This is a genomic window from Chroogloeocystis siderophila 5.2 s.c.1, from assembly GCF_001904655.1.
In the GTDB taxonomy this organism is placed as follows: Bacteria; Cyanobacteriota; Cyanobacteriia; order Cyanobacteriales; family Chroococcidiopsidaceae; genus Chroogloeocystis; species Chroogloeocystis siderophila.
The window spans coordinates 55,697-81,529 of sequence record NZ_MRCC01000007.1; the positions used below are offsets into that span (position 1 = coordinate 55,697).

Below are 25,833 nucleotides of genomic sequence, written 5' to 3' on the forward strand. Positions count from 1 at the left end.
AGCTTGATTCAGGTGCTATCTGCATTTATCGCGGGCTTTTTACTCATTGCCGTTTCTGAGCTAGGAGATAAAACATTCTTTATCGCCGCAATTTTAGCGATGCGTCACTCGCGCAGGCTGATTTTTGCTGCTGTAGTGGCGGCTTTAGCCGCAATGACGGTGCTATCTGTCCTTGTCGGACAAGTTGCGTCTTTGCTGCCACCAAATTACATTTATTACGCTGAAATCGTTTTGTTTATTGGCTTTGGTTTTAAACTGCTGTACGATGCGAGTAAAATGCCAGCGAATACGTGTGATGCTGAAGTTGTCCAAGAGGCGGCAGACATTGTTGACAAAGCCGAAGGACATCTATCTCAGCAAACGAATTGGGCAATTTGTGTCGAAGCTTTTGTTTTGACATTTCTCGCCGAATGGGGCGATCGCACGCAAATCGCGACTATCGCTTTGGCCGCAGGCAATAATCCTTTTGGGGTAACGACAGGTGCCATTTTAGGTCATGCGCTTTGTGCGGCGATCGCCGTCATTGGTGGCAGAATACTTGCTGGACGAATATCCGAGCAAGCATTGACAATCTTTGGTGGATGCTTGTTTTTACTCTTTGGGTTAGTCGCGTGCTGGGAAGGACCTCTTAGTTAGCGGGGTTAGGAGTTGGTGCAACTTGCGGAGCTTGCGCGAGTTGATTGATGCGCTCTTTGTATTGTGCGGGAGCTAAAGACGCAGCGTTATCAAATAAGGATTTAGCTTCCTCATTTTTACCTTGTTGCTTGAGCGCCATTGCTTTTGCTAATACCGGACGAAAGTCTTGTTTATTATTACTAATGAGTTCGTCGTAGATGGCGATCGCCTCGTTGTAATTTTGCTGTGTTGCATAAACTTGAGCTAACAGCAGCCGAACAGCGTTAACGTCGATGTTATCAGCTTGTTGCACGTTATCAAGTGTATTTTGAAGCAATGCGATCGCTTCCGATGGTCTTTGTTCGCGTAATTGAATATTAGCAAGTCCTTCGAGCGCTTGGAGATTACCAGGATTGGTTGCGAGAATCGAGCGATAAGCTGTAGTTTCACCTTCGCGATCACCTAGCCGTTGCTTAATGTCTGCTAAGAGTAAATTGTATTCAGCTTCTGTCGGATTCAATCCTGCTAATTTCTCTAGCGGAGCAACAGCACCTTTAAGATCCAACAATTCAAGTCGCGCTTTGACGAGTCCCCGCAGCGCTGTTTGATTTTCTGGTTCTCGCTGAAGGACAACTTCGTAGCCGCGTGCAGCTTCTGTAAGTTGTTGTTGCGCCTGATTCGTTACGGGTGCTTCGCCTGCTGGTTGACTAGCACGAAATGCGGTACTGAACAAAGGAAGCATGGAAAAACCAACAAAGGCAATGATTGCCAGCACCAGAACTACACTAATAAACCAGCGTCTACGTGGTTGAGACACAAAACTGCCTTGAACTCTAAATCTAAAATAATATTATCTTTGACAAATCAGGGCATTACTGAAAAATGCTTTAACTTTGCCAAAGCATTTTAGACCTACAAGTTAAAATATCTCCAATATGTCTCAAGTAGGTACTTAAAACAGATTTTAACCAATTTTTTGTAGGAACGCGCTGTGAAATAGGATTTGAACCTCATGAACGCTTGGAACAACGCACAGAACCTTCAAATAATGTTCGGTTGGCTGATGGTTGTACTGTGTTCGATGACTAGAGGGTATATACCTGTGCTATGCTTCGCACACTGGACTTTGCACTATGCATTTAAGCGACTGTTTTTGCTAAGAAGTTACCAGCGTGTACTTCCTATCAGTTTACAGCTAATGTGCAGGTGCCAAATAAAATCTCAATTTGGATGTGTCTCCGCCGCAAGGAGTTTTTATGAATTCCTCTGTTAATCCGTTTTCCGAATCGTCTAATGCTGCTTTTGAGCGCGTTACAATAAGCTCGCAAGCAAGTACCGAAGCAGAATCATCACCAAATGCACCAGAAACTACTTTAGAATCTGTCAATCGACAGCAACCGATCCCACCTCCGAGCGAACCAATGCAATATCGTGCAATTGGGTTAGTTCGTGGCAAGTACGTCCCCAGCAGCGAGCAATTCACTAAAGGTGTTCTGTTGACAAGCGATGGCGTAGAAATTGAAACTGTCCTTTTAGGAAGGATTATGAGTTTGGTGCGGAATCACCTCGATTTATCGCAAGACCATTTGTGGGTAGTTTATCCGCGTACACAACCAAAAGAAGGGACTTTACACCTACAAGTTGTTGGTGTTTGGGAGCCAGATAAGTTAGCAAAACAGCAAAATACAAGAGATCAGAGGTCAGACGGGGAGCAGGGTAAATCTTTGCAAGAAGTAACTCGTAGTTCAGATCCTGCTGCACCAGAGGAAATGACATCGACTGCGCCGTTCGTTGAAGATGGCTATTTTTCTGTGCGGGGTGAGATTATTTATCAGTCTGTTCCCGACGAACACTTTATTGTGAAAATCAAGCAGGCTCCACGCAAAGATTCGGATAAGCCCAAGTATTTTAAGTTAAAACTCAACGGGGATCTAAAAAGTAAAGCAGTTGGTCAGTTTTGGGACTTACACGCCAAGAGACAGGAAAAAGATTTAGTCCTAACACAGGCAAATGCGATCGCAATTCTGCCAGCGAAGCCCAAGTTAAAGCGTGGTGGTCCACCACGTAAAGGCGGTTATCCCTTTCCAAAACGCAATTCCGAAACACCACGTCCCGTGCGTAAGACTTTAGACTCTAAGCCAACAGCGCGACCAATTCCAAAATCGTCGGTTCCTAAACCGATCAAACGCCCTAAGCCACCAAATTGAGTAGAGGGGCACAGTAAGGTTCTGTTATGAACTTCTCTTTCACTTTCTCCTCACTCTAAGGCAACTTGTGCGCCCCAAATGTCTTGAGGAAGAAAAGACCGTTCTTTAGAGATGGGTGCAACTGGTTCAGTAAGCGTAAATTTTCCGGCTTCAATCCATTGTTTTAGGGTGATGGCAATTTGACGTGACAAAAACATACTTGCTAAGGGAGCCGCGCGCACAGGCTTTCCTTCAATCATGATTCGCCCAGACTTAAGCTGTGCGTAGCTGACTAAACCAAACGTAGGACGCACGCGACGCGGAATTGAAAAGTCTACAATAGGCGCAACTAAGTCGTTGTCTTGAACTGCACAGTGGACAACGACTTCTTCGTTTAAAACTGGGATGGGGACTCCAACACCGAGCATAAGCGAAGGACCATAACTTTTAAAATAGCAACCACGTACCCAACGAGCATCCATTTGTTTGGCATCGCCAATTAACGCTAAAGTTGCCGCAGGACCAATGGGAGTATCGTTCGGCAGCCGTTTTTGTAAAGGAAAGTGCTGTGTTCCTTCCCACGCGACATAGCCAATTCCGCCACCTAAGAAAATTCGCGTACCAATGCCAATTGTTTGTAAATTAGGGTCGTTGAATAATGGCGAAAGCGCACCAGGGTTAGAGTAAACTGCATTACTTAAACGCGGTTGTAGTGGACCTAGATATGTGTATAAGGGGCGATCGCCACCATTGACGCCAACAATAAAATTTTGATATAGATTTCGAGGATTAAATAAATAAAATTGATTAATTGTGTCGCGGGTAATTGTCGTTTCAAACGTCGCACGTGGATAACAATCGGTGACTTGTCCTAAAGCACGTAGCTGAATCGGAGATCCTGCGATTAAGTCAGAAATAACATGACCCCCGCCTTTTTCTCGCGTTTCCTCGCCATCAACAGCTTCCACCGCTTGCGTTGCACCCAAATATAAATCAACTGCGCCAAAACCCGAATAAGCCGGAACACCATCGAGCCAACAGCGACGAATTTTAATCGGTGGGTCAGTGTGTCCTAAATTGATAATTGCCCCTGAAGACTCCATCGGTTCAAAAGTGCCAGTCGTAATCACATCGACTTCTTGTGCTGCTTGCGCGATACCGACTTGTGCTACTCTTGCTTTTAATTCTTCAACTGTCCATACCACAACACTTTGGCAATTGATTTTTTCATTAATTTCAGTAATTGTACGCATGGTAGTTGAGAGTAAAATTAGAGATTAAGACACTTTGAGTTCATTTGAGTTATGAACATCCTGTTAGAGTTACTATTAACAAGTAGCCTACATATTGTTACGTTCATAAATCATTTAGAAGCTTTATAGAACAACGACAAACTCATGATAAGTCGAGAAGGTGGTATCTCAATTAGCTTAAAATGTGTCTATAAAAATTGATAGTATAGCTCAAAACTATTGCCCCAACCAGCTTTTTACCCTGAACCGTAGGTCTGCGCAAGCGCCCTCTGATGACCTCTCATCCCTGATATATCCATTGTCTTAACCAACAGCAATAATGACAATTATCCTTTCACAAAGTAGTTACTGGGAGCTATTTGAGGAAGCTGTAGAAGTCGAAACAAACGTTCATTCAGTTGATGAATTTGATACTACTTGGAAGTATCCACAGCAGCTTGGTCAAGGGTATTGGCGAGATATTATCCTCAGTAAAGGATTAGCGTTAACGATCGCAGACTATCAACCACAGGATGACATTGTTTCCGCAGCACCCGAACGCCAGCACCCTTTAGAGTACACCTTCTATCTTTCTGGTGGTGAGGGTTGTAACGATTGTTTTTTACGCGCTGGGCAATACACGCTATGTGGTAGCGGAATTGCACCGAAAGAAGATTGCTACTCCTCTGCTAAGCGATGCTTTGTTATTAATGCGCACATTGCACCTGAGTTGTTTCAGTCATTCGTTTTGAACCCTACCAAGGAAGTGCCACAGGAGTTCCAGCATTTGATGCACAATTTGGATCAAGAGTACAGTACTAGCTTTGGCACAACTACCGCAGAAATGCATATAGTTTTGCAACAAATTTTACAATGCCCTTACCACGGTTTCATGAAACGAATGTATCTCGAAAGTAAGGTTTGGGAATTAATGGTGTTGCTGCTTGACCAACTAAAATCACAAAAACAGCATAAACCTCCTACTAGTCTAAAATCTGAAGATATTGAGCGCATTTACCAAGCACAAGCAATTTTATTACAGCAGCTGAGCAATCCACCTTCTTTAATCGAGCTAGCCCGTAAAGTTGGTCTTAATGATTGCACGTTGAAGCGGGGATTTCGCCAAGTTTTTGGCAAAACGGCATTTGCGTATTTACATCATCACCGCTTAGAACAAGCGAAGCAACTATTGGCACAAGGCGATATGAGTGTTGCAGAAGTTGCTCGTAGTGTAGGATTTGCCGATCGCAGCTACTTCACAATAGCATTTCGCAAGCAGTATGGCTGTAATCCAGGAGCTTACCGACGGCGATAAGTTGATCCGTGCGCTATCAAAAAATTCCGTCTACCCTACAAAAAAATTCCGTCTAGCCAACAATGCGATCGCGATCGCAACTGTTCATCACTGTAAGCTAATTGAGAATAGCTCTTGTTTAAGTGATGACGCAACTACGACAAGTTATATTAATTATTAGTATTCTGCTGTTGGTACTATCACCAAAAGCACGGGCGGAAATTTCTAGAGATAGGCAACCGCAACAAATCAAGCAGCGATCACTGCCATCATTGACTCCTAACACCCCAACTCAAATTATAGGAGTACAACTTAACACTGATGCAGAAATTGAGGTGCTCTTAACTCCTTCACAGCAACTGCAACCAGTCATAACCTCGGTTTTGGGCAATACGTACATTGTCGAGATTCCTAATGCAGTGCTCGTTTTAGCCGATGGTGAAGAATTTCGGACACAAGAGCCAAGTGCAGAAATTGCAGAAGTCACAGTCACAAATTTACCTAACAATCGCGTTCAGGTGGCGATCACTGGAGTCAACGAGCCTCCTACAGTTACCATAAGTAGCGATCGTCAAAGATTGGTATTGAGCGTTACCCCACCACCGCCTACAGCAGAAGAGATAATTGAAATTCTTGTTACCGGCGAACAAGTGCAGGGCTACATCGTCCCTAATGCCTCAACAGCAACGCGCACCGATACGCCACTGCGCGACATTCCGCAATCGATTCAAGTCATTCCACAACAAGTGCTTGAAGATCAACAGGTGATTCGCCTAGATGAAGCACTACGTAATGTTAGTGGTGTTGTTCCTGGTGACAACTTTGCGGGAACGCGCGATCAGTTTATTATTCGTGGTTTTCCTCAGTTCAATACATTTCGCGATGGCGTGCGCGATAGTCGTAATATTCTCCAAGAAACAACCAATATCGAACGCATTGAAGTTCTCAAAGGTCCAGCGTCAGTTTTATTTGGCAACTTAGAACCAGGGGGAATTGTTAATATCATTCCGAAAAGACCCTTACGCGATCCGTTCTACGCGGCTGAAGTGCAAGTGGGTAATTTTGGTCTAATTCGACCGCAAATTGATGTTTCTGAACCATTAAACGCTGAGCGATCGCTGTACCGCTTGAATGTTGCCTACGAACGCGCGCAAGGCTTTCGTGATTTTGAACAAGATATCGAGCGCGTGTTTATTGCTCCCGTGTTTTCCTGGGCGATTAGCGATCGTACTAATCTCTTACTTGAGTTTGAATATCTCCGAGATGAGCGACCGTTTGATCGAGGTTTAGTTGCAATTGGTGACACTATTGCCGATATTCCCATAGACCGCATTTTAGGCGAACCTGATGATTTTAGACGCAATGAAGCGGTGAGTGCTGGATACGCACTCGAACATCGCTTGAGCGAAAATTGGCAGATCCGTAACGCATTTCGCTTCTCAGCATCAGATACACTCGACTTCAAAGCTGATCCTGATAGTTTAGACGAAACGACTGGGAATCTCTCGCGAACTTTTAGTTCTAACGATGACCTGCGGGAAACCTATGAGTTACAAACTGCGTTGCTGGGACAATTTACAACAGGTGAAATTGCGCATCAAGTTGTGTTTGGTGTAGATTTAGCCCGCGTCTTCTCTCAAGGTACGAATTTCTTATTGCCCGAGGGTGAGACTCCTAGCATTAATATTTTTGCTCCAGTTTATGATGCGATCGCACGACCAACGCTCAATGACTTAACCGAGTTAGGTCGAGATAGTAGATCGCAAGTAGACTCATTAGGAATTTACCTGCAAGATCAAGTCAGTATTCTTGATAACTTGAAACTACTTGTTGGCGGTCGCTTCGACATTGTTGAACAAGACAGTGTATTTAACGATTCTCCTTCAGCACGCCGCGATGATGTTTTTAGTCCCCGTTTTGGGTTAGTGTATCAACCGATCAACCCAATTTCACTTTACGCGAGCTACAGTCAGTCGTTTGCACCCAACTTTGGCACTACCGCCGATGGTACACCTTTGGAACCTGAACGCGGGACACAGTATGAAATTGGTGTGAGAGCAGAGTTACTAGAAGGCAGATTAATTTCAAATCTCGCCTTCTACGAACTGACAAAAACAAACATTGCCACATCAGATCCGAACGATCCTACGTTTAATTTTTACATTCCCATCGGCGAACAACGCAGTCGCGGTATTGAACTCGATATCGGGGGTGAAATTCTTCCTGGCTGGAACGTTATTGCATCTTATGCTTACACCGATGCTGTTATTACTTCAGGCACTTTTGGGATTCCTGATGGAAATTTACCCGCAAACGTTCCGCAACATAGCGGTAGTTTATGGACAACCTACGAAATTCAGCGCGGTAATTTACAAGGATTAGGCTTTGGTCTTGGTTTATTTTTAGTTGGAGCGCGACAAGGAGATAATGAGAATACTTTTGAGCTACCAAGTTATCTTCGTACCGATGCAGCGGTGTATTACCGACAAGATAACTGGAGGTTAGCACTTAATTTGCGCAACTTATTTGATGTCGCCTATTTTGAAAGTGTTGAATATGGGCGAACGACGATTAAGCCTGGTGCGCCTTTTACAGTAGTCGGATCAATAGCAATCGAGTTTTGAATATGAATTACTGTAGACGTTGGCAAGCGTTGCTCCTATTTTTCATAAGCGTCTGCATTAGCGTATTTGTGGCTTGCACCCACAATACTGATACCGTCGAAACTGTTCCTACCCGATCCGTCCGCCTTGTCAAACACGCTTTAGGAGAAACACAAGTCCCTACAAATCCTCAACGGATTGTCACGCTTGATAGTTATACCTTAGAAGCCGTACTAGCACTCAATACAAAACCGATAGGTGCAGCACGAACCGACTGGGAGCATTTGCGCGATCGCCTCGACGGGGTAACAAATATAGGACTCTCTGGGGAACCAAGTCTAGAGAAAGTTCTGACGCTCAAGCCTGATTTAATTTTGGGCAATTCCTACCAACAATCAGTCTACAATCCACTATCGCAAATTGCCCCAACAGTTATTGCCAAGTTTGAAAATAGTGGCGATTGGAAAGCAATCTTTACATTGGTTGGTCAGGCATTAGGAACCAACACAAGTCCTGTAATGGAGCGATACTATGCCCGATTAGAAGATTTTAAGACACGTATGGGCGATCGCCTCAATTGGTTTGAGGTTTCTGTTATCACCGTTCCACCGGCTGGTGGCTTCTATATCTACGGTAGCGATACCTTTTCTGGAACCATTCTTGCTGATGCAGGTTTACGTCGCCCAGCAGCACAACAAAATGCCGCTATAACGTCGCTGCGACTATCACGCGAACGCTTGAGCAATGCTGATGGCGATGTCATTTTTTTGTGGAATTACAGTAGCCCTGACGAACAAGTTGCACAAATCCAAGCTACAGCAAAACTCAAAGCAGATCCCTTATGGCAACAGTTGAATGCTGTCAAGCAAGGCAAAGTTTATGAAGTGCCGCACTACTGGATTGGTACAGGTGCGATTGCTGCGAATTTAGTGATTGATGACTTGTTTACCTACTTACTCGCACTCAAGAAGTGAATATGACTAAACTTACACTACGCAATTGCCGCTTTTGTACCGAGGTTGCGAAACAAAATGGTGAAGATCCGATTGGCACAACAGAGACTTACGATCACTGGTTAATCTTTGAATTACCGCTACCTTGGGCAAAAACAATTTGGATGGAACCGAATCCCGTACCGCAACACATCCATGAAGCACTAGCGATCGTTTGGCAAGAAAATGTTCGATTAAGACCTTTAGCGATCGCTCCTGATCGTGAATATTCTCAGCCAGATCGTATGCGTGTGTTGTACTACGCTAGACCTGCGGGAGCGTTTGCACGGTTAACTAAGTATGAGTATCTTTTACCTCTTGATGCTGTAGCATCACTTGTCCTCGCCTTATTTAAACAACCGGAACAACTTGCTACGTTTGCTGCCTATCAACAAGATACGCAACACATCCGTGATTTACTCGTGTGTACTCATGGTAATGTTGATGCTGCTTGCGCTCGGTTTGGCTATCCAATTTATCGACAATTACGCCAGCAGTATGCTTCACAATCCTTACGTGTATGGCGATGTAGTCATTTTGGTTACCACCAATTTGCACCCACTTTACTTGATATGCCAGAGGGACGCTGCTGGGGAAAGCTTGAGCCAAGCGTGTTGGAACTTCTCGTGCATCGTAGTAGTTCAGTGACAGGATTACGTCCCTATTATCAAGGGTGGACTGGATTGACAAAGTTTGAACAAATTGCCGAACGCGAGATTTTGATGCTTGAAGGTTGGGCATGGTTAGATTATTTCAAGCAAGGAAAAGTATTGGCAGTGGATGAAACCAATATTGAGCCTGACTGGGTAGAAGTTCAAATTTATTTTGCATCCCCCGATGGTAGTATTTCGGGAACCTATCAAGCACGAATCGAGTTAAGCAGTCGGGTGACAACTGCTTGGTGGACATCAAGCTATGACGACGATGAACCGTTGGTAGAAGTGAAGCAATATCGCGTCAGTCGTTTAGTTAAAGTTATATAAGTGTTTATGACTTAGAAGATTGTTGTTGGAAACGTTGGAATAAGGCGATCGCCATAACTATACTCGGCAATAAAACAACAATCAACGCATTAATTGTCGTTGGAACGATTAGCACGTACGAACCACCATACTTGATCAAAACTGATATGACAGCAGATAACAGCAGTACTTTAAAAATAAATCCAGTTTGATTCATGAATCAGCGTTATGATTTCAAGTCTTCAATAACAATTGAAGGTGTACTTGTGCAGAAATGACTTGTGTAAGCAATTAACGCTTAAATTACTAAAATGCCAACACACAGTTATTTTTTTTACTTCGTGTAAGCTCTCGATTGATTCGAGGATAGCAGTTAATTGCAATTCAAGTTTAAAATTTTGCCTACCCCATAATCAAGTAAAATTGACAATCTAAAGCGCCGTCACCGCAATAAAAAAATCTCTGCATTGAATCAATATCTGTTACAAAAAATACTAAAAACCAAAACTAACGCCAACAAGTGCGCGATTAGTAGGCAAAACCGTACTTTCTGATTAGCGTTTTCTTCCCAAGGAATCTGAGTTTAGGTCGATACAATCAAAGTGCGACTTAAGTAATGCTGTATCTAAATACAGGTTGCAATGCAGTTACAGCATTATCAGGAGAGCAAACAGAATATGAAAAATCAATTAAGAACTGTCGCTTTATTGGGATTGCTAAGTGGTTTACTCATTGCGATTAGCTATTGGGTAATCGGCGGGTTAGGAGGCGTCATTATTGGAATCGCGCTAGCGGCGGTAACAAATTTAATGTCATGGTATCAATCTGATAAGATTGCTTTGGCAGCATATCGCGCACAACCTGTTAGCTTCAATCAAGCGCCAGAGTTATACCAAATGGTGCAACGATTGTGCGATCGCGCTAACTTACCAATGCCAGGAATTTATATTGTTCCTAGCCCTGCTGCGAATGCTTTTGCGACGGGGCGCGATCCAGAACACGCCGCAGTTGCAGTGACAGAAGGTATTTTACAGATATTGCCAAAAGATGAACTTGAAGGTGTTATTGCGCACGAACTTACCCACATTGCCAATCGTGACACTTTAACTCAAGCTGTCGCGGCTACGATTGGTGGCGCGATTTCGATGTTAGCGCAAATCGTGAGCTATAGCTTATGGTTTCCTTCTTCACGCGATGGTAATCGAGGTGCAAATCCACTCGGCTTACTCTTGACGATTTTTTTAGCCCCAATGGCTGCGACGGTTATTCAACTAGCCATCTCGCGCACGCGGGAGTTTGAAGCAGATGCAGGGGCTGCTAGAATTACACGCAATCCTAGAGCATTGGCGCGTGCTTTGCAACGCTTGGAAAGTACTGCGCGTCAGTTACCAATGAATGCCAACCCAGCGTTTGAACCATTGTTGATTGTAAATTCTATCTCTGGTCAATTCTTAGGCAATTTATTTTCTAGCCATCCACCAACCGAAACACGAATTCAACAGCTATTGAAGTTAGAACAAGAACTTCCGCAATCGCCTTCTGAACTTTCCTTTGGGCGATAATGCAAAATTTTTCAGTTAACTTTAAAATTTAGGAGCAACAACGATGACTGCTGAACCTAACAACACCGATACTTCTGTAGAAGTTCAAATTATTCCGCAAACAACACAGATATCTCCCCAAACTAATGATCTCGTTGAAACTGAAATGGCTGGGGAGAGTGACGATCTCAAAAACGAAACAAAAGCTTTGATTGATGCGCTCAAAAAACGCGCCCAAGCCGAAGCTCAATCCGCAGGAACACTGACACGTGAGGCGTATCTCAACGCCGTACGTCGAGCGCGGGAAACAATTGAAGGCAATCAACTGATTGAACGCGATCGCATTGAATACTCTTTTTCTTTGATTCAGAAGGAAGCAGAAAAGAATTGGAACTCCGTTGTTAAAGAAGTTGCTGAATTAGGCGATCGCTTAGCGGATGCTGCCAAAGCTGCTTGGGAGGTGCTGACGGCTCCTCGCCCACGTTAATTTACAATATTTTCTCTTTCGAGAGTGCTGGAAACACTTATTTCCAGCACTTTTTTATTTCTGTTAGTAATATTACTAATTTGAGAAACTACGTAATCTTAATTACAATTTGCAAAATCACTCGCTTCAAAAATATAGCGGCTAGCAATTTCTTCTGTTAACTCTTAGCTTTTTAAAAGCTTACCAGCGCAATACATTTACTCAATCTACTAGTATTTAACCTGAATGCGTCTTGCTATATCATTCTGGAAATTCATACCAAAGAGTGATGCAAATTCTGCATCTTTTATATCTAACCTTAAACACATTTATACAAAATATTGCGAATTGTAAAAATACTTGTTAAATTGCAAGAGAAGGGATCAGAAGTGATAAACCTATGCATAAATTTCTGGGAATTATTCCCATGCCACCACCCTTAAAAGCTCAATCACTTGTTTATGACTTGAAAACAAGGTTAGATTGGGGAGATCCAGCATTAACAATTATCGACGTGCGCGATCGCAATGAGTATAACTATAGTCACATTTTAGGAGCCATTCCCGTACCACTCGCAGAGTTGACAGACCGGACTTTATCTACTCTAGAACTCACACGCGATATTTATATCTACGGCGAAACTGACGAGGAAACTGCACTAGCAGCGGATAAGTTGCGCGCCGTGGGATATCACAATGTCTCACAAATACGCGGTGGTGTTGCGGCTTGGAAAGCAGTTGGCTATCCTGTTGAATCTATCGTACAGATATTATCAATTTAGTGACTTTAGTTAGAGATTTTGCAAGTCAAGCTGTTAGCTGTTATTTTGTTTGCTGTAAGTTGACAGTTGCTTGATGAAGCAATCCCTAAGAAATTAATTCGACGTACTTGCTGCAATCAAATACTAAGAATAAGCAAGAATTTTCACAAAAGCAATTTGTACTCTTTACTACAAGACATAAAACAGTTACGCTAGAAGCGCTCTAGCTTAATTTCGGTATGCTGGCAGTGTATTAGGTAGCAGCGGGCGCTTTATGGTGCAAGTTGCTGCTTACAATGAGTGTCGTTGGTTTGCGCAGTTTAGGAGACAAAAAATGCCAGCAGCAGTTGGTATGGTTGAAGTTAAGGGACTTCCCCCTGCTTTAGCAGTAGCAGATGCCATGGTGAAAGCTGCTCGTGTAACCTTAGTTGGTTATGAAAAAGTTAGCAGTGCTCGATATACGATTATTGTCAGAGGGGATGTTGCGGAAGTACAAACCTCGGTTTCGGCGGGAGTTGATTCAGTTAGGCAAGTTAACACTGAAGAAGAGTTATTACTTTCCTATCATGTTATTGCTCGTCCTCACGAAAATGTCGAGACTGTATTGCCGATTGACTACAGACAATCCGTAGAGCAGTTCCGCGTTTAGTGCTTAAAAATTACACTTCACTCTTGTCTCGAACCTGACAACTACGATGCCTGGTGTATCAATCATCATCCCTACTTTGAATGAAGGAAGTTGTTTAGAACGTACCTTACGCAACCTTAGGCTGTTAGAACCTCCGGCGCAGGAAGTGTTCGTTGTTGATGGTGGAAGCAAAGATCAAACAATTACGATTGCACAACAAGCTGGTGTAAAAGTTATTCACTCGCAGGGGCGGGGGCGATCGCTGCAAATGAATCAAGGTGCAGCCGCAGCAACAGGAGAAATCTTGTGTTTTTTACATGCTGATACTTTATTGCCTGATGATGGGATCGCCGTGATTGAGCAAACTCTAAAAGATCAGAGTATTGCTGGCGGTGGTTTTATTTCTTTGATGGTAGGAGAACAAACAACACGTTGGGGAATTTCCTTACATAACTATCTCAAAACTTACTACGCTCCTCTAGTCTTTCGACCGCATCTTTTTTTTAGAGGACTGCGGTTACTTTTTGGCGATCAGGTTATGTTTTGTCGTCGCGCTGATTTTTGGACTTGTGGCGGTTTTGATAGCGAACTTCCTATTTTAGAAGAAGCTGATTTATGCTTGAAACTTGTGCGCTGTGGGCGATTGTGTCAAGTAAATCGTGTTGTTCAAAGTTCAGATCGACGAGTAGCGCGTTGGGGTTCGCTCCAGGCAACAGCAATTTATGTTTATATTGGTTTTTTGTGGGGCTTTGGTGTTTCCGCAGCTTACTTAAAGCAGTTTTATGAAGATGTTCGTTAGTTGTACGCAAGCGTAAAATCTAATATTAAAGGTTTATACGGGGTAGTTGTCATGCGCTGGAAGAATGTCATTAAATTTTTACTCGGTATCAGTTTAGCTGCACTTATTTTGATTAGTGGTGGCGTAGCAGCAGCTTTGTACTTTCTGCATCGAGTAACAACACCTCCACCTAAACCAATTTTTGCCAATGATACCGCAGAAGTCAAAGCACGAGGCTCTGCTCCTACGGCACCTACAACTACAACGTCCTCAAATACTCAGTCGAATACCACGACAAATACAAGCAAAGACTCTTCCGCAACACTAGCCCCAGGAACATACAGGGCGCGAGTGACTTGGGTGCAAGGTTTGAGCGTACGCTCGGAACCCAATGCCGATGCGGAACGCATTGCTGGAGTAGGTTATAACGAAGAGATTACCGTTTTGGAAACAAGTTCTGATAACAGTTGGCAAAGAATCCGCTTGGCAAATAGCGAACAAGAAGGTTGGGTTAAAGCAGGTAACGTAGAAAGAATTGCAGAATAGTGAGTTGGCAAGTATTTGAGTAAAGTGTTTCTTCTTGTTCACTTTACGAATTTACAAAGGTAACAAAGCCCTTTGGCAAGAAGGACATACCGCATGAATTGTCAATTGACAGTCTAGTAGGTGATATCCTTCCTTTTGAGCAGTTTTTGTCCCTATTTTTAAAATGGAATCGTTCTTAAACTCGATTGTTTTGTTGCAACGAACGCAAATTAGGTGATGATGGTGATAGGGGTATGGCTGGTTTAGCTCATAGTGCTTGTGTCCTTCGCCTAATTCTAATTCACGGAGAATGCCCATCCGCGCCATTAGTTTTAGCGTCCGATAGATTGTAGATAAACTAATACCTTCTCCTTGAGCATCTAAGTGATGATACAAATCTTCAGCACTGAGATGTTCGCCCTTGGGAAGCTCTTGAAAAACGTGTAGAATAATTTCTCGCTGGGGAGTTAAACGCCAACCACGATCGTTGAGTTCCGCCTTGAGCGAGGTAGCTGTGTAAACAGTCATGGCAACCTTCTCAACAAAGCATATTTATTGATAATTATAAGAAAGATTCGCAGTAATTGTCAACAAGACTAGACTATTGCAAATGATTTCCAATAGAAAGTTGCGAATACTTTAAACTCAACTAGACCTTTATAAAATTATTCGCAGTAATTGTCAACAAGACTAGACTATTGCAAATGATTTCCAATAGAAAGTTGCGAATACTTTAAACTCAACTAGACCTTTATAAAATTAGAAGATTTGTTGGGGGATGACATGTCATGCCCCAACAATGCCCCAACGAGGAACGCGTTAGCTTAAAGTCTCTAGATAGTCACGGACTTGGTTGCGGCGCTTGGGTTGGCGCAACTTCTGTAAAGCTTTAGATTCAATCTGACGTACGCGTTCGCGAGACAAATCTAAGGCGCGGCCAATCTCAGCTAGCGAGTAGGAATGACCATCTCCTAAGCCAAAGCGCATCAAAATCACATCACGTTCGCGATCGGTTAAATCCGCAAGTAAATGCTGTAAATCGCGCTGTAGAGCTTCTCGCATTAAGACTTCTTCTGGTGAAATACTGTCTGTCTCAAGTAATTCTCCAAGTTCTGTATCTTTCTCCTTACCAACTTTGGTTTCTAAAGATACCGAGCGTGGGACACGCAAGAGAACTTCTCTAACTTGCGGTGGTGTCATTTCTAACTCCGCAGCAATATCGTCAATGGTTGGTGTACGACCTTTTTCTTGCGAAATTTTACGTTGTGCCTTCTTGATTTTATTGAGTTTTTCTGTTATGTGGACAGGGAGGCGAATTGTTCGGCTTTGGGTAGCGATCGCGCGTGTAATACCCTGGCGAATCCACCAATACGCATAAGTGCTAAATCGATAACCTTTAGTAGGATCAAACTTATCTACGGCTCTTTCTAAACCAAGCGTTCCTTCTTGTACGAGATCGAGTAGCTCTAAACCGCGATTTTGATACTTTTTCGCAACTGACACAACTAGGCGTAAATTCGCCTTGATCATGTGTTCTTTCGCGCGGTTTCCTTCGCTTTGAATTTGCTCTAACTCTTGTACAGTTAAGCCGGTAATTTCAGCCCAACGCCGTTTACCTTTAATAAGCAAGGGTTTGAGTTCTGCGACCTCTATGCCAGCGCTAGTCGCCCAACGCTCCAAAGAAGGGCGATGTCCTAGTTCAGATGTTAAGCGCTCTTGAACCGCCATAAGTTGTTCGTAGGGAACCATAATTTCGTCCCCGTTTTTTGCTGCTTTTGCGCGCAGTTCTACCAAGCGTATGTAGCGTTGCACTTTTTGAGCTTCGGAAACTTCTTCGTCTCGCCCTAAAAGATGCACTCGACCAATTTCTTGTAGATATAAACGTACTAAATCGGTCGTGCGACGATTAACGTTTGGCTGCGAGTTAGCAGCATCGTTAGACTCCATATCGAAGTCGATTAGATCTCCCTCAATTAGATCAGCTTCATTAGGCTCATGCTGAAAATCTTGAGAGGATTGCTCTTCGTAAGCTGTGTAGGCGTAAAAAGATGTTGCTGGCATAGGGGTCGTTTCAATCGCTCCAGGTGATTATTAGGGTGCGTAGCTACTTCCTGTTGCTATTGTTCCCGCTATCTAAGATGGAATAACAGGTTTGAGAGTTCCATTAACTAAATCTTTAAGTAGTTATTTTGTGTTCTTTTTGTTACTAGTAATATGTGTTTAAACTTGTATAACCAAGAAAACGTGGTTAATTAACCTTGTTTCTAGTATAAAAAGCAACAATTGTATACGTAAAATTAGCAAATTTGTAGCTATTTTAGACAATGAATTATAAAAGTATTGCAGGCAAAATAGCTGTGACCTCAGTCAAAGGATAAATTAATCTACAACTGTGCTATGTCGATTTCCTGAGGATCGCGCTCAGTTCTTGTGCAGCAAAGCATGGTTGATAAGAGTTTTGTACACTAAACAAAAAAAAAGGACAACATATACAACAACGTCGTCCCTGTTGATTATTTAATTGTGAGCGAACTACCTACTATGCTGTAACAGATTGCTTGTCAGGCACATCAGTATACTCAGCAACAATCTGGCGGAACTCTTCGCCATCGATCGTTTCTTTCTCGATGAGTAGATCGACTAAGCGATCGACAACGACACGATTCTCGCGGATGATCTTTTTGGCGTTTTCGTAACACTCTTCCACAATGGTGCGGACTTGAGCATCGATTCTTGAGGCGATCGCTTCGGAGTATTCGGAGCGAGTCATCCAATCACGACCTAAAAAGACTTCTCCACTTTGGCTTTCTAACGACAGTGGTCCTAGCTCAGACATCCCAAAGCGAGTGACCATCTGACGTGCCATTGCACTAATTTGCTGTAAATCGCCACCTGCACCCGTGGTAATTTCTGCCGCGCCAAAGATAATATCTTCAGCTGCTCTACCACCCAATGCACCAGTGATTCTTGCTTTTAGCTGCGCGCGTGAAATTAATCCTTGGTCTTCACTCGGAGTAAACCATGTTAGTCCTTGTGCTTGTCCGCGCGGAATCAGCGTGACTTTTTGCACGGGGTCGTGGTCTTTAAGTACAGTACCGATTAAAGCGTGACCGATTTCATGATAAGCAATTAAGCGCTTGCTCTTGCTATCGACAAGTGGTGTCCCTTCCATTCCTGCGACAACGCGGTCGATCGCATCATCTATTTCTAACAATGTAATCGCTTCTTTGCGTCGCCGTGCGGTCAAAATTGCCGCTTCGTTGAGCAAGTTGGCTAAATCGGCTCCGGTAAATCCTGGCGTCCGCCGTGCGACTGCATCTAACGACACATTCGGGTCAAGCTTTTTATTTCGTGCATGAACTTTGAGAATTTCTTGACGTCCTTTAACATCGGGCGCATCGACAATGACTTGGCGGTCAAATCTGCCAGGGCGCAGTAATGCTGCATCGAGCACATCAGGGCGGTTCGTCGCGGCGATAATAATGATTCCTGTGTTGCCTTCAAAGCCGTCCATCTCGGTGAGTAGCTGATTGAGTGTTTGTTCGCGTTCATCATTACCACCACCGATTCCCGTACCGCGTTGTCTTCCTACCGCGTCGATTTCATCGATGAAGATCAAGCAGGGCGCGTTGTCTTTGGCTTTTTTGAATAAGTCGCGGACGCGCGAAGCACCAACACCAACGAACATTTCGACGAATTCGCTACCAGAGATACTAAAGAATGGAACTCCAGCCTCACCTGCGATCGCTTTTGCCAAAAGAGTTTTTCCAGTTCCTGGAGGTCCGACTAATAAAACACCTTTAGGAATCCTGGCACCTACAGCGGTAAAGCGTTCGGGTTGCTTAAGGAACGTGACAACTTCTTGAAGTTCTTCTTTTGCTTCTTCGATTCCAGCAACATCATCAAACTTCACACCCGTTTTAGCTTCCATCTGAAAGCGGGCGCGGGATTTACCAAAGTTCATTGCTTGTCCTGGTCCACCAGGAATATTGCTCGAACGTCGGAACAAGAAGAACAAACCACCAATCAACAAAATGGGAAAGATTAAGTTACCGAGTAGCCCCCAAATTGCTCCATCATTACGAAGTGGATGCGAATCGAAGCTGATGTTGGCATCTCTGAGCTTAGAAATCAGTTCAGGAGCGTTATAAGGTAAATCTACCCGTAGACGTTGGATGCGGTTGTCTAATTCTGGGTCAACAGCTTCGACAATGGCGGTGCGACCACCTTCATATAGATCTACACTCGTGACACGACCAGAATCTAGGTAATCTAAGAAGCGACCGTAGGTCATGCGGGTACTGGCTGTGTTCTTGCTCATGTCTGTAGGCGCGGAAGCAAACGCTCCTTGCCAAAAGAAGAAGCCAATTACCAGCGCAGGCAATGTCCACAGTAAGAGTACTCTCCAAGAAAGTTTCATCAGTTAGTTGCCTTTTGATGCATATACAACAGTTCAGCTTTTCTACTATCGGGTGCTGTACCCTTTAAAAATAGAGCTTTTAAGTGATATTTTTAACTTTTTTACCGCTGATCCCCAGTTCTGAGATGCGGTTAAAGCCAATTGCAATCTTAATTAAATGTAACGTAATTTTAATTCTTTGGACTAGACTGCGGAAGTATAATGCTTCGCTTGCGCTGGAGATCGCCGTTTTACCCCAGTATGATAAAAACAGGTGTAAAGAAATGTAAAGGCGTGTATGCAAAATAAAGTTGTTGTCGTTGTTGGTGCGACTGGGGGTATTGGTTCAGCCTTAAGCCATAAACTAGCGCGTCAAGGAGCACAGTTAGTACTAGCAGCAAGAGATAGTCACAAACTATCGCATCTCGTGAGTCAACTTGATGCAAGCGCAGGGCAAACTTTAGCGGTGCCTACAGATATTACTGATCGACAACAAGTCGATATCTTAATGGAGAAAACGATTGCGCAGTTTGGTCAAATCGATGTTTTGGTTAATGCTGCGGGTGCGGGGGTGATGAAGCCGTATGGTAACTTGGAACCTGCTGATTTAGAAGCGATGCTTGATGTCAACCTCAAGGGAAGCTTTTATACAAGTCAAGCTGCTGCTGAATTGATGCAAGAGCGGAAATCAGGGCATATTTGTAATGTTGTCGGCATTTTAGGCAAGCATTCGATGCCGATGGCGGCGGCGTATTGTGCTTCTAAGTATGCCGTTGTTGGGTTTAGTAAGTGTATGGCGGAAGAGTTAAAGCGATTTGGCGTAAAATTCACGTTATTCTACTTTGGTGGTGTAAACTCTCCATTTTGGGATAACGTACAGTTGAAGGTAGATCGCAAAAAAATGCTAAGTACGGAAACGGCTGCAGAGGCGATTTTGTACGCATTATCAGCCCAGCCGCAAGCTGTCCCCATGGAAATTAACATTCAGCCCGATAGTCATTTGTTCTTCTAATCAATGAAGGAGGATTCTTGCTTAAGAGTGACCTGCAAATCCAGCGAAATTAGGCAAAATTTACACACAGGTAAGCTGTTGTGCTGGATTGTTGGAGGATATGAGGATCGATCGCGTTCATTTTTACGTACAAGATGCCCCAGCATCGTGTAACTGGTTTGTTCAACATTTAGGCTTTCAATCAGTCGCACGCGGCGTCAGCGAACACACTCGCACGGAAGTCGTCAAAAGTGGCTCCGTGTATTTTGTACTATCTTCGCCACTGACGCCCCACAGCCCTGTCGCATCGTATTTACAGCAGCATCCGCCTGGTGTTGCTGATGTGACGTTTGGGGTTGAAGATCTTGAAGCTGTATTGCAGCAAGCGATCGCCTACGGTGCGAAAGTTTTACAGCCTATTCAACACGACAATAAAATTAGAACTGCCAAAATTGCGGGTTGGGGATCGCTATCACATACTTTGATTGAGCATTCAGGGTACGATGACTTTTTGTTATCAACTGAAGAATTGCGATCGCCTTTGAGCTTTACGGGTATCGATCACATTGTTCTTAATGTAGCGGCAGGCGATTTAGAGCAGGCGGTAACGTGGTATCAAAATACTTTGGGTTTTCAAACGAAGCAGTCATTTAACATTCAAACTGAGCGATCTGGTTTGTATAGCCAAGTTTTAGTGTCGCGCGATCGCCAAGTGCAACTACCTATCAACGAACCTGCATCCGCTAATTCTCAAATTCAAGAATTTTTGGATGTCAATCGCGGACCTGGAATTCAACATATTGCTTTACAAACAGCCAACATTGTGCCGAGTGTGGCAAAATTTCGCGAGTGGGGACTGTCGTTTCTTCCGGTGCCTCCGAGTTATTACACTCAGCTTCAAGAACGCTATAAACTTCCTTTATCAATCGAGGAACTTCAGGAAATTGCGCAGCAACAAATTTTGGTTGATTGGCAAGATACTAGTCCTGATGCCTTGCTTTTGCAAATTTTTACGCAACCAATTTTTAGCGAACCCACTTTTTTCTTTGAGTTAATCGAGCGCCGACTGCAAGCGCCTGGATTCGGTGAGGGTAACTTTCGAGCGTTGTTTGAAGCAATTGAACGCGAACAAATCAAACGCGGCAGTATGTAAAAAGTGCTATTAGATTAGTAATCTTAAACATAGAGATTAAATATTTAAAACACAGTGGTACCAAATATTAGCTAACGTGTAAATAAAGTTTACATTATTTGCTAAATGTTAAGACTTATTACCGATTTTGATGGTCCTATTATTGATGTATCAGAAAGATACTATCAAGTTTACAAACTCTGCTTGGAGAAGACGCGACGTCGAGATCAGCAAGTAAAACAACTTACTAAAGCCGAATTTTGGAAGTTAAAACGAGCGCGGATTTCAGAGAAGAAAATCGGGATGATTTCCGGTTTAAATGAATTACAGGCGCAAGAATTCGCGCAGTTACGACGCGAAACTGTCCATACTCAGCCTTACTTTGAGTACGATCACCTTGCTTCTGGTGCTATCACCGCTTTAGAAGAAGTACAACGCGCTGGGATAGATTTGGCAGTAATGACAATGCGACGCGTCCGCGAACTAGAATTCGCGTTTGAGCAGCACGATCTCGGTCGATTTTTCCCAAGAAATCGGTGTTATTGCTTAAGTAACGATTACGTTAAGACGCGCGATGTTGATGATAAACCATTACTAATGGAGCGCGCACTTGTTGAGTTACCACCTGCTTATGAGACATGGATGGTGGGAGATACCGAAGCTGATATTGTGACTGCTAAAAAGCATGGAGTCAAAGTTATGGCAGTATTGTGCGGTATTCGCGATCGCACGCAATTGGAAAAGTACGAGCCAGACTTAATTGTTAATAACTTGCAAGAAGCCGTAGATATCTTGTTGTATGAGTTTTTGCCACAGGTTGGTTAATCACAATGGGGTTAAGGAATCAAATTCCTTGAACCCCACTATTTTTAGCGGAGGAAGCTACTGATTATCCATAGCAGAACGAAAGTCAGCACTGTAGAAAATTGTTCTACTGATACTCCTATAATGCTCACCTGGGGCAAGAGTATGCTACTGAGTATTCCGCCTGCAATAAGTCCGATAATGAGACCCATCGCAGTTAGCAGCACGGCTCTGCCGAACTTTTTCTCTTTACGGTATAAAAAGAAGAAACTCGCTCCCACACCAGCTATCAAGGCGAGTTGTAGGGCTTGAATGCTTGCTGCTGTAGAAAGAATACTTAAAGCACTTAATCCTAGAAATATAGTGCCAGGTACTATGATGTCTGTTGGGCTTGGTTGGTCGAGCAGCCGTTGTACCCACTCAGGTGACTTCTTAGTAGGCGCTGGTTTTTCTTGAGGGGGTGCTTGTGAAAGTCGTTCGGCAAACCGAATGCCTTCAGGCACTTTAATTTTACCTTCTTGACGCATCCGCAGCCGTTCCATCAGAATTGCGTCGTAAGCAGCTTCGACTACTTCTAGATGCTTAGAGTCGCCACTGTACTGTTGCAGAAGGCGATTGCGAGCCTCTTGAATTTCATCGAACGTAGCGTCTTCGGTTACCCCAAGCTTTTCGTAGTAATTTTGATCGCCCATGTTGACTTAATCGCAGGAGCAGCCAGTGGAGGAGAACATTTAATTTAATTCGTGTCGGTCGAGTTAACTACCAACAAACGATTACCAATACTCAATTTAGCACAACCTGAATCCGAGTTAGGGAAACGATGAATAATTTATCAATGCGTCATTTACATTAAGAAGCAATAGTAGAATTGCGGAAGACGCTTGGCATTAGTGGCTTATAAGCTGATAATTGTTTAAGCATTGTAGTTCTTGTTGCCGAATCGCGCGATCGCGTTCTTTGCGTACCTGAAGATCCTTTTGTTTGTTGTACAAAGTGATGACTATGGCTCTTGCCAAGATTCTTGTCGTTGATGACGATCCTGCCATCCGTAATTTAATCCAACGCTTTTTATCAAGCAAGAACTATCAGGTGGAGTCTGCCGAAGATGGTAAGACTGCACTTACGGCTTTTGAGCAATTTAATCCTGACTTAGTGATTCTCGACGTCAATTTACCGGATGTCCTTGGCTATACACTTTGCCAAGATATGCAAAATCGCACTAAGGTTTTTGTCTTGATGCTGACGAGTCGAGCGGATGAAGCCGATAAAATTCGGGGATTTGCTCAAGGTGCGGATGATTATCTTACTAAGCCCTTTAGTTTGGGTGAATTAGAAGTGAGAGTTGCTGCTATTTTGAAGCGTCAGCGAGTTGTCACAGCGGCAGAAAAACAGCGCTTGACGTTTGAAAAGCTGGTGATCGATCCCGAACGAAGAGAAGTGACGCTCAATAACCAACTCATTCCGTTAACTGCGCTAGAGTTCGACTTGTTGCGTTTTTTAGCGAGCCATCCAGGGCGAGTTTGGCGGCGTGCGGAACTGATTCAAGAAGTTTGGGATTACGACTACGTAGGCGATCAAAGAGTTGTTGATGTGCATATTGGTCAAATTCGCAAGAAGATTGAAATTGATGCGACTCAACCAATTTTGATTCAGACTGTTCGTGGTGTAGGTTATAAGTTCGAGGCTCCGAATCTACCAGAGCAGAGTAATTCTTAATATCTTGCGATATATTTACATATCTAGCGGCTGCCGTATTCTTATTTTCAGGGAAGGCAGCCGCGATTTATTGTATGCAGTTGTTGCTTGAAATTCGCAATGCTTAAGTCAGTTAGTTACTACGATGCACTTACTCTTACTCTAGCCACAGTGGTGAAATAAGCTTTCGAGGTATACTCTAGCCGCACGGCGATCGCCGTTGCCATTTTGGAGCAAAAACAGCGATAGCGCAGCCGTGAATACACGGTCTTGATCCCAGGTGGGATGACTTTCTAAGTAGCTTTTGAGTGATTCGTGTAGTTCTTCAGGAATTTCGGTCAGGATGCTAACTGTAGCGTTCATCGAGGATCTCCCTAAGTAAAGGTAAAGAGTGAAAATGACTTGTAGTGGCGGGGATACGGTGCAACTTCGGTTTTCCCCACCGCTTTAATTTTGTTGGGTCAGGTGCATTATTGTCCGGCAAGAATCACTGTCCCGTCAATGCTGCGAAATATTACAAGAGACTTTATGTAAAAAAAATATTTACGTAAGAATCAGCTTTTGATGCGATTTTTTATTACATATCTTTACATGATATCCGTGTTGTTTGAGGATACCGCAACCGCACACAAAATCCACAGATCATCTATCAAACGATTATTTAACGTCATTACCTGTGGAAAACTTGCGTACATCTGTGGAAAAACTGCGATTAACCTGTGGAAATGGTGGGGAATGCGTGGGGAAAAGTTGCGACAAAAATAAGAATTGCAAAGAATTTAGAGTTATGAAGACAGACAGCTTTGTATTTAGAGATGCATGGCGTTTGTTTATACATGATTTAGAGACAGCCAACTATCAAGACACGAGGATTTTCTGGCAAATAACAGCCTCCTGCCCCTATACCTCTCTTGAGTAAAATCCCAACTGATGCGGTGTACCTATAGTTAACTAGGTGAACTTTTTTTTGTAGCTTGTTGAATTAGGAGTTGAATTGCTAAACAGATTAAGCCTAAAGCGACTAGACCAAAGATTCCAGTTCCTAACGCAGTGATTCCGACTACTAAAGTACGAACAGCGGAGGCGATATTAATAACTGCTGGATTATCAGAATGAATTGGTTTGGTGGCAAAAGTTTGGGCGATCGCACTTGTTAGCGAGTAAAGCGCGATCGCGAGTCCTCCAGAAATGAGAGATCCTGTTAAACAACGTAGTGGGGTTGGAGTGGTGTTTGCAGTTTCAGTCTTATCTTGGTTATTCATCGTTTTTTACTTAGCACTAGCAGCTATTTGAACACCTGTACTAGACGTTTGTGCTAGCCAGAGTTCCAAATCTGGGTCGGGAATTGCCTTTCTGACATACTGCTGTACTTGTTGTGCTTGCTCGTACGACTCGCATAAAGCAAATACCGTAGGGCCTGAACCGGACATCAGAGTACCATTACCTCCAGCTTCTTGAAACACTTGACGTAGCTGTGCGACTTGGGGGTATTCTGGTAACACGACACGCTCTAAATCATTGTGGAGTTTTTCTGCGATTTGCACGCTATCTTTACGGATGATCGCTTTAACAATTGGTCCTGAGTGGACAGCAGTGGCGCGTGAAGTTAGGCTGTGGGTGTCGGTTAAATAAGAATCACCAAATTGCTGTCGATAAGTTTGGTAAGCCCAGGCTGTAGAAACGGCAAGACTGCGATATTTTCCTAAGACTAAATGTAAATGATCTAGGTTTGGTAATGGCGAAAGTTCGTTACCTCTACCTGTGGCGATCGCGGTTCCACCTGCAATACAGAAGGGAACATCCGAACCTAGTTTTCCTGCAAGTTCTTCGAGTTCAGATTGCGTGAGTCCTAGTTCCCACAATAAATCGATTCCTACTAACACAGCAGCGGCGTTTGTCGATCCTCCGGCTAATCCAGCAGCGACAGGAATTTGCTTGTTGATTGTGATTTCTACACCACCATACTGGGCAAAAGCATCGGGGAATTGGTTTGCCATCAATGCTGCTGCTTTGTACGCCAAGTTACTTTTATCGGTAGGGACTTGAGGATGTTCGCAGCGGACGCGGATTGTGTCGGTACTTGCGGCGCGGATATCGATTTGATCGGCTAAGTTGATACTTTGAAGAATCATTGCCAATTCGTGATACCCATCAGGGCGATCGCCGATGATCTCTAAATACAAGTTAATTTTGGCGGGTGCAATGAGTGAATAGGAATGCATTTTTGGTG

27 protein-coding genes are annotated in these 25,833 nt (G+C 43.6%); 17 read left to right on the top strand and 10 right to left on the bottom strand.

The window, feature by feature from the left end; genetic code table 11:
* The first annotated feature begins 12 nt into the window (after positions 1-12).
* The gene (locus NIES1031_RS09705; protein ID WP_073549212.1) at positions 13-636 is read left to right on the top strand and encodes a TMEM165/GDT1 family protein; all 624 of its coding nucleotides are present in this window, start codon (positions 13-15) and stop codon (positions 634-636) included.
* Here NIES1031_RS09705 and NIES1031_RS09710 read toward each other — a convergent pair.
* Positions 629-1,432 carry a tetratricopeptide repeat protein gene (locus tag NIES1031_RS09710; RefSeq protein WP_073549213.1) on the bottom strand — a complete coding sequence of 268 codons (804 nt, stop codon included), beginning with the start codon at positions 1,430-1,432 and terminating at the stop codon, positions 629-631. The genes NIES1031_RS09705 and NIES1031_RS09710 overlap by 8 nt on opposite strands.
* Before the next feature lie 439 nt (positions 1,433-1,871).
* Between NIES1031_RS09710 and NIES1031_RS09715 the strand changes: the two genes are divergently transcribed.
* Positions 1,872-2,822 carry a hypothetical protein gene (locus NIES1031_RS09715; protein WP_073549214.1) on the top strand — a complete coding sequence of 317 codons (951 nt, stop codon included), beginning with the start codon at positions 1,872-1,874 and terminating at the stop codon, positions 2,820-2,822.
* A 50-nt stretch (positions 2,823-2,872) separates the two neighbouring features.
* Here the strand turns inward: NIES1031_RS09715 and NIES1031_RS09720 are convergent, their stop codons facing one another.
* Positions 2,873-4,054 carry a homocysteine biosynthesis protein gene (locus NIES1031_RS09720; protein WP_073549215.1) on the bottom strand — a complete coding sequence of 394 codons (1,182 nt, stop codon included), beginning with the start codon at positions 4,052-4,054 and terminating at the stop codon, positions 2,873-2,875.
* A gap of 319 nt (positions 4,055-4,373) precedes the next feature.
* Here NIES1031_RS09720 and NIES1031_RS09725 point away from each other — a divergent pair, with 319 nt between their 5' ends.
* The 4 genes from NIES1031_RS09725 to NIES1031_RS09740 all read left to right on the top strand — a co-directional run bounded on the left by NIES1031_RS09725 (position 4,374) and on the right by NIES1031_RS09740 (position 9,905).
* Entirely contained in the window at positions 4,374-5,348 is a 975-nt protein-coding gene (locus NIES1031_RS09725) for a helix-turn-helix domain-containing protein (RefSeq protein WP_073549216.1), read from the top strand.
* 125 nt (positions 5,349-5,473) lie between these two features.
* Positions 5,474-7,951: a TonB-dependent siderophore receptor gene (locus tag NIES1031_RS09730; RefSeq protein WP_073549217.1), complete on the top strand. Its 2,478-nt coding sequence runs from the start codon at positions 5,474-5,476 to the stop codon at positions 7,949-7,951.
* Between the two features lie 68 nt (positions 7,952-8,019).
* Positions 8,020-8,904 (top strand): iron-siderophore ABC transporter substrate-binding protein, encoded by an 885-nt coding sequence (locus tag NIES1031_RS09735; protein ID WP_236738785.1) that lies wholly within the window; start codon positions 8,020-8,022, stop codon positions 8,902-8,904.
* A 2-nt stretch (positions 8,905-8,906) separates the two neighbouring features.
* Entirely contained in the window at positions 8,907-9,905 is a 999-nt protein-coding gene (locus tag NIES1031_RS09740; RefSeq protein WP_073549219.1) for a ferredoxin family protein, read from the top strand.
* A gap of 4 nt (positions 9,906-9,909) precedes the next feature.
* Here the strand turns inward: NIES1031_RS09740 and NIES1031_RS09745 are convergent, their stop codons facing one another.
* The gene (locus tag NIES1031_RS09745; protein WP_073549220.1) at positions 9,910-10,101 is read right to left on the bottom strand and encodes a hypothetical protein; all 192 of its coding nucleotides are present in this window, start codon (positions 10,099-10,101) and stop codon (positions 9,910-9,912) included.
* Between the two features lie 460 nt (positions 10,102-10,561).
* Between NIES1031_RS09745 and NIES1031_RS09750 the strand changes: the two genes are divergently transcribed.
* From NIES1031_RS09750 to NIES1031_RS09775, 6 genes are all read left to right on the top strand, one after another.
* Complete coding sequence (locus NIES1031_RS09750) at positions 10,562-11,446, top strand: M48 family metalloprotease (protein WP_073549221.1); 885 nt, start codon at positions 10,562-10,564, stop codon at positions 11,444-11,446.
* Positions 11,447-11,489: 43 nt separating this feature from the next.
* Positions 11,490-11,912: a hypothetical protein gene (locus NIES1031_RS09755; RefSeq protein ID WP_073549222.1), complete on the top strand. Its 423-nt coding sequence runs from the start codon at positions 11,490-11,492 to the stop codon at positions 11,910-11,912.
* Between the two features lie 379 nt (positions 11,913-12,291).
* Entirely contained in the window at positions 12,292-12,672 is a 381-nt protein-coding gene (locus tag NIES1031_RS09760) for a rhodanese-like domain-containing protein (protein ID WP_073549223.1), read from the top strand.
* A gap of 313 nt (positions 12,673-12,985) precedes the next feature.
* Positions 12,986-13,300 carry a carbon dioxide-concentrating mechanism protein CcmK gene (locus tag NIES1031_RS09765; RefSeq protein ID WP_015188762.1) on the top strand — a complete coding sequence of 105 codons (315 nt, stop codon included), beginning with the start codon at positions 12,986-12,988 and terminating at the stop codon, positions 13,298-13,300.
* A gap of 46 nt (positions 13,301-13,346) precedes the next feature.
* A complete protein-coding gene (locus NIES1031_RS09770; RefSeq protein WP_073549224.1) occupies positions 13,347-14,078 on the top strand; it encodes a TIGR04283 family arsenosugar biosynthesis glycosyltransferase in 732 nt (243 codons plus the stop codon).
* A 51-nt stretch (positions 14,079-14,129) separates the two neighbouring features.
* Positions 14,130-14,603, top strand: coding sequence for an SH3 domain-containing protein (locus NIES1031_RS09775; RefSeq protein ID WP_073549395.1), 474 nt, complete (start codon positions 14,130-14,132; stop codon positions 14,601-14,603).
* Between the two features lie 51 nt (positions 14,604-14,654).
* On the opposite strand, the gene NIES1031_RS09780 is transcribed toward NIES1031_RS09775, so the two are convergent.
* The 3 genes from NIES1031_RS09780 to ftsH2 form a co-directional block, all read right to left on the bottom strand.
* Complete coding sequence (locus NIES1031_RS09780; RefSeq protein WP_015188759.1) at positions 14,655-15,110, bottom strand: Fur family transcriptional regulator; 456 nt, start codon at positions 15,108-15,110, stop codon at positions 14,655-14,657.
* A 291-nt stretch (positions 15,111-15,401) separates the two neighbouring features.
* Entirely contained in the window at positions 15,402-16,643 is a 1,242-nt protein-coding gene (gene sigC, locus NIES1031_RS09785) for an RNA polymerase sigma factor SigC (protein ID WP_015188758.1), read from the bottom strand.
* Positions 16,644-17,121: 478 nt separating this feature from the next.
* Positions 17,122-19,002: an ATP-dependent zinc metalloprotease FtsH2 gene (gene ftsH2 / locus NIES1031_RS09790; protein WP_073549225.1), complete on the bottom strand. Its 1,881-nt coding sequence runs from the start codon at positions 19,000-19,002 to the stop codon at positions 17,122-17,124.
* A 277-nt stretch (positions 19,003-19,279) separates the two neighbouring features.
* Here ftsH2 and NIES1031_RS09795 point away from each other — a divergent pair, with 277 nt between their 5' ends.
* The 3 genes from NIES1031_RS09795 to NIES1031_RS09805 all read left to right on the top strand — a co-directional run bounded on the left by NIES1031_RS09795 (position 19,280) and on the right by NIES1031_RS09805 (position 21,929).
* Positions 19,280-19,993: an SDR family oxidoreductase gene (locus NIES1031_RS09795; RefSeq protein ID WP_073549226.1), complete on the top strand. Its 714-nt coding sequence runs from the start codon at positions 19,280-19,282 to the stop codon at positions 19,991-19,993.
* 100 nt (positions 19,994-20,093) lie between these two features.
* On the top strand, positions 20,094-21,125 hold the full coding sequence (gene hppD / locus NIES1031_RS09800) for a 4-hydroxyphenylpyruvate dioxygenase (RefSeq protein WP_073549227.1): 1,032 nt from the start codon (positions 20,094-20,096) through the stop codon (positions 21,123-21,125).
* Between the two features lie 105 nt (positions 21,126-21,230).
* A complete protein-coding gene (locus NIES1031_RS09805) occupies positions 21,231-21,929 on the top strand; it encodes an HAD family hydrolase (RefSeq protein WP_073549228.1) in 699 nt (232 codons plus the stop codon).
* A gap of 44 nt (positions 21,930-21,973) precedes the next feature.
* Here the strand turns inward: NIES1031_RS09805 and NIES1031_RS09810 are convergent, their stop codons facing one another.
* On the bottom strand, positions 21,974-22,600 hold the full coding sequence (locus NIES1031_RS09810; protein ID WP_073549229.1) for a CPP1-like family protein: 627 nt from the start codon (positions 22,598-22,600) through the stop codon (positions 21,974-21,976).
* Positions 22,601-22,910: 310 nt separating this feature from the next.
* On the opposite strand from NIES1031_RS09810, the gene NIES1031_RS09815 reads away from it, so the two are divergent.
* The gene (locus tag NIES1031_RS09815) at positions 22,911-23,624 is read left to right on the top strand and encodes a response regulator transcription factor (RefSeq protein ID WP_073549230.1); all 714 of its coding nucleotides are present in this window, start codon (positions 22,911-22,913) and stop codon (positions 23,622-23,624) included.
* Positions 23,625-23,765: 141 nt separating this feature from the next.
* On the opposite strand, the gene NIES1031_RS09820 is transcribed toward NIES1031_RS09815, so the two are convergent.
* Positions 23,766-23,966 carry a DUF2811 domain-containing protein gene (locus NIES1031_RS09820; protein ID WP_015188751.1) on the bottom strand — a complete coding sequence of 67 codons (201 nt, stop codon included), beginning with the start codon at positions 23,964-23,966 and terminating at the stop codon, positions 23,766-23,768.
* Positions 23,967-24,167: 201 nt separating this feature from the next.
* On the opposite strand from NIES1031_RS09820, the gene NIES1031_RS23735 reads away from it, so the two are divergent.
* Positions 24,168-24,368: a hypothetical protein gene (locus NIES1031_RS23735; RefSeq protein WP_143167740.1), complete on the top strand. Its 201-nt coding sequence runs from the start codon at positions 24,168-24,170 to the stop codon at positions 24,366-24,368.
* A 182-nt stretch (positions 24,369-24,550) separates the two neighbouring features.
* Here the strand turns inward: NIES1031_RS23735 and NIES1031_RS09825 are convergent, their stop codons facing one another.
* Both NIES1031_RS09825 and ispE read right to left on the bottom strand, forming a co-directional pair.
* Positions 24,551-24,865, bottom strand: coding sequence for a DUF3082 domain-containing protein (locus tag NIES1031_RS09825; protein ID WP_073549231.1), 315 nt, complete (start codon positions 24,863-24,865; stop codon positions 24,551-24,553).
* Positions 24,866-24,871: 6 nt separating this feature from the next.
* On the bottom strand, positions 24,872-25,825 hold the full coding sequence (gene ispE / locus NIES1031_RS09830) for a 4-(cytidine 5'-diphospho)-2-C-methyl-D-erythritol kinase (RefSeq protein WP_073549232.1): 954 nt from the start codon (positions 25,823-25,825) through the stop codon (positions 24,872-24,874).
* Positions 25,826-25,833 lie beyond the last annotated feature (8 nt).